At 72.5% G+C, this 7421-nt stretch carries 10 protein-coding genes and 1 pseudogene; all 11 read right to left on the bottom strand.

The genetic code is table 11. The features are described from left to right. Window positions 1-568: homocysteine S-methyltransferase (gene mmuM, locus VN520_RS03655; protein WP_325745369.1), on the bottom strand; the 568-nt coding region annotated here is incomplete at its 3' end. Between the two features lie 212 nt (window positions 569-780). Beyond that, a complete protein-coding gene (locus VN520_RS03660) occupies window positions 781-1704 on the bottom strand; it encodes an LLM class F420-dependent oxidoreductase (protein ID WP_325745370.1) in 924 nt (307 codons plus the stop codon). A 90-nt stretch (window positions 1705-1794) separates the two neighbouring features. After that, window positions 1795-2331, bottom strand: a complete 537-nt coding sequence (locus tag VN520_RS03665) for a DUF6099 family protein (RefSeq protein WP_325745371.1) — start codon at window positions 2329-2331, stop codon at window positions 1795-1797. 135 nt (window positions 2332-2466) lie between these two features. After that, window positions 2467-2826, bottom strand: coding sequence for a nucleotide pyrophosphohydrolase (locus tag VN520_RS03670; protein ID WP_325745372.1), 360 nt, complete (start codon window positions 2824-2826; stop codon window positions 2467-2469). Continuing rightward, window positions 2823-3995, bottom strand: coding sequence for an ATP-binding protein (locus tag VN520_RS03675; protein WP_325745373.1), 1173 nt, complete (start codon window positions 3993-3995; stop codon window positions 2823-2825). Before VN520_RS03675 ends, VN520_RS03670 begins: the two co-directional genes overlap by 4 nt. A 55-nt stretch (window positions 3996-4050) precedes the next feature. Then, a complete protein-coding gene (locus VN520_RS03680; protein WP_325745374.1) occupies window positions 4051-4449 on the bottom strand; it encodes a cell division protein SepF in 399 nt (132 codons plus the stop codon). Window positions 4450-4524: 75 nt separating this feature from the next. Beyond that, window positions 4525-5832, bottom strand: coding sequence for a cytochrome P450 (locus VN520_RS03685; protein WP_325745375.1), 1308 nt, complete (start codon window positions 5830-5832; stop codon window positions 4525-4527). Beyond that, on the bottom strand, window positions 5829-6443 hold the full coding sequence (locus tag VN520_RS03690) for a GTP-binding protein (protein ID WP_325745376.1): 615 nt from the start codon (window positions 6441-6443) through the stop codon (window positions 5829-5831). Before VN520_RS03690 ends, VN520_RS03685 begins: the two co-directional genes overlap by 4 nt. Next, window positions 6421-6774: a DUF742 domain-containing protein gene (locus VN520_RS03695; RefSeq protein WP_325745377.1), complete on the bottom strand. Its 354-nt coding sequence runs from the start codon at window positions 6772-6774 to the stop codon at window positions 6421-6423. The genes VN520_RS03690 and VN520_RS03695 overlap by 23 nt, the downstream gene beginning before the upstream one ends. Further along, window positions 6771-7193, bottom strand: a complete 423-nt coding sequence (locus VN520_RS03700; protein ID WP_325745378.1) for a roadblock/LC7 domain-containing protein — start codon at window positions 7191-7193, stop codon at window positions 6771-6773. Before VN520_RS03700 ends, VN520_RS03695 begins: the two co-directional genes overlap by 4 nt. Then, window positions 7190-7421, bottom strand: a pseudogene (locus tag VN520_RS03705) (ATP-binding protein); the annotation flags it as partial. The gene VN520_RS03700 and the pseudogene VN520_RS03705, both read right to left, overlap by 4 nt.

Below are 7421 nucleotides of genomic sequence, written 5' to 3' on the forward strand. Positions count from 1 at the left end.
GCACCCCGAGGTCCTGGACCACCCGCAGCAGGGCCTCGGCCTCGTCGATGTCCGGCACCGTCTCCAGGGCCAGCACATCGGGGTTCGCTGCGGCCAGCGTCTCCGCCCGGGGCCGGTGGAAGCGCACCAGCTCCCGGACGGTCAGCCCGTACCGTCCCCGGTACTCGCTGCCGTCCGCGAGCATCGCGCCGTACGGTCCGATCGAGGCGGCGACCCACAGCTCCCGCCCCGCCACCGCACCCGCCCGGCGCGCCGCCTCCACACTGCCGCCCATCAGCTCCGCTGCCCGGGCCCGTCCGATTCCGCGCCGCGCGAACCCTTCGAAGGTCGCCTGATAGCTGGCGGTGATGAGCACCTGCGCCCCCGCCCGGGCGTAGGCCGCGTGGGCGGCCTCGATCTGCTGGGGCGCATCGCTCAGCAGCCGGGCCGACCACAGGGCGTCGGACAGATCGCAGCCCTGCGCCTCCAGCTGGTTGGAGAGACCTCCGTCCAGCAGAACGGTCCCCTCGGCGAGCGCCTCGCCGAGCGTACGGCCGGGCGGGACATCCGGTGTCGGGGCGGAGTGCACAACTGCTCCTTGCTGTCGGCTGATTTCCGTCGGTCCCGCGGTCGCGGTCCCTCTCTCGGCCCCGGGCCGTGGGCCGGCCCCTGCCCCTGTCCCGGTCCCGGGGCCCATGGGCTGGTGGCTGTCGGCCGAGTGGCCTGCGGGGCCCGTCCTGCCCCGGCCGGTGGCGCACCCGGCGGTGGCGCGGGCTCCGTCCTGCCGGCCGGGTGCTCCCGTCAGCCCAGCTGCGACTGGACCTGCGACGAGATCAGCTCCAGGTGCTCCAGGTCGTGCAGGTCCAGGACCTGGAGGTAGATCCGGGAGGAGCCGATGGCGGCATAGCGGCCGATCTTGTCGACCACCTCGGCGGGTGAACCCGCCAGCCCGTTCGCCTTGATCTCCTCGACCTCCCGCCCGATGGCGGACGCGCGCCGCGCCACCTCCGCGTCGTTCTTCCCGACGCACACCACCAGAGCGTTGGAATACACCAGGTCGTCAGGGGCCCGGCCGGCCGCCACGGCCGCGTCCCTGACCCGGCCGAACTGCTTCTCGCTGTCCTCGATCGACGCGAAGGGGATGTTGAACTCGTCCGCGTACCGCGCGGCCAGCCGCGGTGTACGGACCGCGCCGTGACCACCGATCAGGACCGGCACCTTCGCCTGGGCGGGTTTGGGCAGCGCCGGCGAGTCGGTGAGCTGGTAGTACGTCCCGTCGTAGCTGAACGTCTTGCCCGTCTCGGTCCCCCACAGGCCCGTGACGATCGCCAGCTGCTCCTCCAGCCGGCCGAACTTCTCCTTCGGGAACGGGATGCCGTACGCCTTGTGCTCCTCCTCGAACCAGCCGGCACCCAGGCCCAGCTCGACGCGGCCACCGGACATCTGGTCGACCTGGGCGACCTGGATGGCCAGCACCCCGGGGAGACGGAAGGTGCCCGCCGTCATCAGGGTGCCCAGGCGGATGCGCCTGGTCTCGCGGGCCAGCCCCGCCAGCGTGATCCACGCGTCGGTCGGGCCGGGCAAACCGTCTCCGGAGCCCATGCGCAGATAGTGGTCGGACCGGTAGAAGGCATCGAAGCCGAGGTCCTCGGTGGCCTTGGCGACGGTGAGCAGGGTGTCGTAGCTCGCCCCTTGCTGGGGCTCGGTGAAGATTCGAAGATCCATGCCTCCATCCTGCACCTTCGAGGCCGCCGCGCCCCGTCCCCCTGCCCTCTTCCCTGTGAGGGGTGGCCCGGGGCTGCCCGGCCGCCCGGCTCACGGCTGGCCGGCGACGAAACCCGCCGGTCCTCGGATCCCCCCGAACGGACCGTCGTGCTCCTGGTCCGGCCCCTGCTCGTCCCCCTGCTCGTGGTCCTGCTCGGCAAGCCGTCTCAACATGCCGTGGACCCGGTCCACCGACTCGTCGACGGCGTCTATCGCTTCGATGCACTGCCAGTAGAGCCCTTCCTCCTCCGTGCCGCAGGCAACGCCCACCAGCGCGATGCCCGCCTCGCCGAGCAGCAGCGCGAGGGCGGCCAGCACCCGTGGCGCGTGTGCCACTTCCGTGACCTGCGAGGCCCGCACACCTCCGGCCGGAATCATCGGGTGGTCGAGCAGCGCACTGCCCAGGGCGCAGGTCTCGCTGAGCGCGCGCGCCTCCGTCCGTAACTCCGCGGGACCGCACCTCGCCAGATGTCCTCCGACCGCGCGGGCGAGCGCCTGGGCCTGCCATGCCTCCGCCATGACGGCCGGCACTCCCCGGCTCCCCGCCAGCGCGCTCCTGCCCGCCGCGATCAGTCGCTCCGCTTCCATGCGATTCCCCCGTCGCCGAGACCACCCGTGAAAGAACCCACTCACCTCTTCATTACCCACAGTGAGGTGCTCGGCACACGAAAGCCAGAGGAAATCGGAAATCTGTGGACAGGAAATCGATTGTGGACAAGGCGATCACTCCGAAGAGTGACGATCTGTCGGCTCGTTCCCGTCCGGCGCGGGAAAACGCCGCTCGTTCCGGTCGATCTTGGCCGCCAGCGCCGCCAGCGCATCGATGCCCAGGACCTCGCAGAACTGCAGCAGATACGCCAGGACGTCCGCGACCTCGTCCGTGACACGGAACGCCGTACCGGGGTCCTCCATCACCCTCGCCGACTGCTCCGGAGTCAGCCACTGGAAGATCTCCAGGAGTTCGGAGGCCTCCACGCTCAGTGCGGCGCAGAGGTTCTTGGGGGTGTGGTAAGGCTCCCAGGCCCGGGACGCCGCGAAGTCGGCCAGTCGTCGCTGCAGTTGTGCTACATCCAGTTCCGTCACGGTCCCAGGTCTACCACCGTCGCACCGGCCGTCCTGCGGGCCGCTGCCGCGGCCGCCTCACCGACCGTCCCCAGCAGGCGCATGTGCCCGTCCGCGCAGACCGAGGCCGCCAGTGCGAGCAGTTCTCCGGCCTGCCGCGCATCCATGCTGCGGTCGAGGCCGTCGGCGAGGACGGTGAGAGCCCGCATGGCGGACGGCACCTCGGCGTCCGGATCGGCCGTCAGCACATGAGGCCCGGACAGCAGCACGAACACATGGGCGAGGTAACGGAGTTCTCCGTCGCCGAGGCGGCCGACGGGCGTGCCGCGCCCGGAGCCCCGGTCGGCCAGTACCTGCACGGTCCCGTCCGCCAGGCGCTCGACGGTCAGCCCCGTCACCTGCCCCGCGCACCCGGTGTCCGCGCCGGCGACCAGCCTGGCATGCCGCTGTGCGCCCTGACCGCGGGTGCGGTGGAGGACCTCGGCGAGATTGTCGCAGGACGAGGTCAGCCGCCCTTCTCCCGCAGGCACCGCCGCACGCATCCGCTGCGGCTGAGGATCACAGACGAAGGCCGACCGCAGCGCCACCACCGCCTGTTCGGCGGCGGCCAGCACCCTGAGCTGCCCCTCCGTCGTCCCCGCGACCCGCAACGGCAGCAGTGCCGTGCCGAGCCGGTCGTCGGGGAAGGGGGCGCGTGTCACCGGCACCGCCCCGGCGGTGTGCCAGGCGGCCTGCACGAAGGAGCGCCGGGGATCGCGCAGCGCCGTGCTCAGCAGGGTCTCGCCGCGGCCCGTCAGCCGCTCGCCGACGATGCGGAGCACGGGCTCGGCCTGCACGGCGAGATCCAGTCCCACCGGGCCGGCCGGGCCCTCCACCGTGCAGCCGAGCCGGAAGCCGCGCCGCCCCTGCGCGTCGGCGCCGGCGCGTTCGGGCACCCAGGCCACCGGGTCGGGGAAGACGTCCTCCAGAGGGTCTCCGGCAGCCAGCCGTGCGAGTGCCTCGTACCCGCGAAGGGCAGTCGACTTCCCGCTGCCGCTGCCTCCGGCGAGCAGCGTGAGCGGCCCGAGCGGGATGACGGTGCGGCGGTGCGAGGCGAAGGCGTCGAGCCGGAGCTCACCGACGAAAGGCCGGGCGGGCCGCGGCACGCCGGACGGCGACGGGGCCGTGGACCCCGAGGTGATCACAGTCATGAGCGGACCGTACGCACGCCGGTGAACGGCGAACCGTTCCGCCCGCACGGCCTTCCTACGATTGAGGTACGCCCACCGCGGTGACCCCCTCGACCTCCATGCCGACCGGTGCGAGCAGGAAGACATTGCGGTCGACCCGGTGCATCCCGCTGCCGAGTCCGAAGACCACGCCGCTGCTGAAGTCCAGGATCCGCTTCGCCACGTCGCTCTCGGCGCCGGTGAGATCCAGCAGGACCGGGATCTGTGCCACCAGGTATTCGGCCACCTCGCGCGCGTCCGCGAACACCTGGACCCTCAGGACGACCAGGCGCCGCTGCTCGGCCGACTCCCCCTGGTCCGGGACCGTCCTGTGGTCGACCCGGGAGGGCCATTCGTTGCGGCCCCTCAGGGGGACGACCTGGGCGAGCCCCTCCCACTGTTCGTCGGTGGCGTCGTATCTGTCGTACCTGCTCACAGAACTACCCCGTCCATGTGCCGGTCGGCTGTGCGCCGGCTGCGCTCGCTGTTCATCGGGCAATTCTCTCGCCCCTCACCCGTTCGGCGTACCACCGACACGGGTCGGAACGTGATCGGCAGCCTCCGGTGCCCCCTCGTCGTCCGGTCCGGGGAGCGCGTCGAGCGGCGTGAACCGGACCGGGAGGTGGGCCGGGGCCCGGTGGAAGGGGCCCGGCCGCCAGAGCAGTGCGCCGGGTTCGACCGCCAGCCGGAGGTCGCAGAGCTGGCTGGTGAGCTGTTCGATCGCGGTCATCGCCATCAGCAGGGCGGGCTGTCCGGCCGGACAGCGGTGCGGCCCGGCCGACCACGCCAGGTGGGCACCGTCGCCGGAACGCACGGCGGGGTCCAGGACGGACGGCGGTGACTGGGTGTTGGCGGCGGCGAAGGAGACCAGCACCAGTTGGCCGGCGCGCAGCGGGACCCCGTGGAACTCGGTGTCGTGGCGCGGGAAGTGCGCGCCCATGTTGGCCAGCGGTGGATCACGCCAGAGCACGTCGTCGATCGCCTCGCGGGCGGTCGTCGCGCCTCCGCGCAGGGAGCCCCCGTAACCGGTGTCGCTGAGCATGCGCAGCAGCGCGTTGCCGATCAGATTGGCCGTGGGCTCGTGGCCCGCGCTCATGATGAGCGTGATCTGACGCACGGCCTCGTCGTCGTCGAGGCCTGCGGGGTGCGCGAGCAGGTACGTGGTGAGATCGCGGCCCGGCTTGCGGCGCCGTGCGGAGACGAGAGCGGTGACGACGCCGACGAGTTCGTCGTGGGCCGCTGCCGCGTTCTGCGCGGAATCCATCATTCCGGCGGTCCCGCGGACCACCCGCTCGGTGTCCTCGGGGGCCACGCCGAAGGAGGCGGTGAAGACGTGCAGGGGGAGTCCGCGGGCGTACTGGGCGATGAGGTCGCCGCTGCCGGTGGCCGAGAAGCCGGCGATGAGCCGCTGCGCGACCCGGGTGACCTCCGCACGCAGCAGATGGGGTTCGATCAGGGCGAGGGTGTCGTTGATGGCCTCGCGGTAACGGGCGTGGACGGCGCCGTCGGTGAAGAGCGCGGTGGGCCGGTGGCCGAGCACGGGCAGGACCGGCGAATCGGCCGGCACACCCGCCTGCCAGGCACGCGGGTCCCTGGTGAAGGTCTCGGTGTCCCGCAGCAGGTCGAGGGCGGCCTGGTAGTCGGTGACCAGCAGCGCGTCGACGTCCGGGGCGATGCGCACCCTGGCCAGCGGCCCCTGGGCACGCAGCCTGCCGTAGTGGCCGTGCGGATCGGCGGCGAAGGCCGCGCCGTACAGCGCGAGCGGTTCGAGGGACGAGGGGCCGCTGCCGGGCGATGTGCGGGCCGTGTGAGGGGTCATGACGGTTCCTGGGGCGCGGGCAGACCGGTCAGCGCGTGCTCGGCGAGGGCGATCAGGGCGTCGATGCTGCCCCTGCGTTCACGGGCGTCGCACTGCACCAGCGGGGTGCGGGGATCGAGGTCCAGGTGCTTGCGCAGGACCTCATCCGCATGGGCGGGGGCGTCGGGGAAGCGGTTCACGGCGACGGCGTACGGGAGTCCCTGCTCCTCCACCATGTCCATGACGGCGAAGGAGTCCTCCAGCCGGCGGGTGTCGACCATCACGAGGGCGCCGAGCGCACCACGGGCGATGTCCTCCCAGAGGGGGAAGAAGCGCTCCTGGCCCGGGGTGCCGAACATGTAGAGCACCAGGTCGTCCTGGACGGTGAGCCGGCCGAAGTCGACGGCGACCGTGGTCGTGGTCTTCTCCGGGAGCCCCGCGGTGTCGTCGAGTCCGGTGCTGGACTGCGTCATCGCCTCTTCCGTGTGCAGGGTCGGGATCTCCGACAGCGTACGGATCAGGGTCGTCTTGCCCACGCCGAAGGGACCCGTGACGAGGAGTTTCACCAGGGTCTCGGCGGCGCTCGGCAGATAGCCGATGCCGCCCCGGTCAGTGGAGGGAACGGAGTCCAACGAGCAGCCTCTCGACGAGCGACCGGTCGATCTCACCGGCACTGGGGATCGGTGGTCGAGCGCGCAGATGTCCTGCGGCCACGAGGTCCGTGGCCAGGAAGACCGTGGCGCTGACCGGCAGGTCCAGATGGGCAGCGCACTCGACGACGGTGAGGGCTCCCGGCTCCAGCAGCTCACACAGCCCGCGCTGCTCGGAGCCCGTGCCCGGGGGCACGGCCGAGTCCGTACGGATGAGCACGGCGAGCCGGTCGAGCGCGGGGCCGGCGGGCGCGGAGCGGCCACCGGTGACCAGGTAGGCGGGGATCAGGCGGCGCCCTGGGCCGGGGGTCATGGCCGGGTGGCAGCGTCCGGTCGGCGGGCGGGGGCGTGCATGGCCCGGGTCAGCGCGGCGACCTGCACCTGCATCTGGTACGCGATGTTCCCCAGGTGCGCGTCCGGGGCCGCGAACAGGGCCAGGGTGGTGTTCCTGCCTGCCGGTACGACGACGGCGAAGCCCAGGTCGGACTCCACGACGGTCTGGGCCAGACGCGGCGATCCGGCCTCGGTGAAGGCGGTGGTGAAGGCACGGGCCGCCGCGTGCAGCGTCGCCGTCATCGCGGCCACGCGCTCGGCGGACGCACGGTCCAGGCCGGGCGACGCGCCCTCGACGAGTCCGTCGCCGGTGGCCACCACGGCGTGCTGCACTCCGGGCAGCTCCAGCAGGGGGGTCAGCACCCAGGCGAGATCACCGGCGGTGGGGGTGGTGCTCACGTCTCGTCGTCTCCTCGGTCGTCCGATGGGGGTGCTGGGGGTGCCGGTGGCGCGAGCGCCTTCCTGCCGCTGAGAGTGCCCTCCTGGAGGGAGGCCCAGGCCGCTCCGGCCCGCTCGGGGGTACGCGGCACGGGCTCGTCCTCCGCTTGCTGCCCGGTTGCGGACGCCTCGGAGGAGGCGGCCCGGGGGACTCTGCGCCGCCGGGTGGGCAGGCCCGCCGGGCTGCCT

It is taken from the genome of Streptomyces sp. (assembly GCF_035563135.1).
Classification (GTDB): Bacteria; Actinomycetota; Actinomycetes; order Streptomycetales; family Streptomycetaceae; genus Streptomyces.

Bases quoted from the DNA above. Each gene is read 5' to 3' on its own strand.
- VN520_RS03660 (WP_325745370.1), bottom strand. From the start codon at position 1,704: ATGGATCTTCGAATCTTCACCGAGCCCCAGCAAGGGGCGAGCTACGAC.
- VN520_RS03665 (WP_325745371.1), bottom strand. From the start codon at position 2,331: ATGGAAGCGGAGCGACTGATCGCGGCGGGCAGGAGCGCGCTGGCGGGG.
- VN520_RS03675 (WP_325745373.1), bottom strand. From the start codon at position 3,995: ATGACTGTGATCACCTCGGGGTCCACGGCCCCGTCGCCGTCCGGCGTG.
- VN520_RS03685 (WP_325745375.1), bottom strand. From the start codon at position 5,832: ATGACCCCTCACACGGCCCGCACATCGCCCGGCAGCGGCCCCTCGTCC.
- VN520_RS03695 (WP_325745377.1), bottom strand. From the start codon at position 6,774: ATGACCCCCGGCCCAGGGCGCCGCCTGATCCCCGCCTACCTGGTCACC.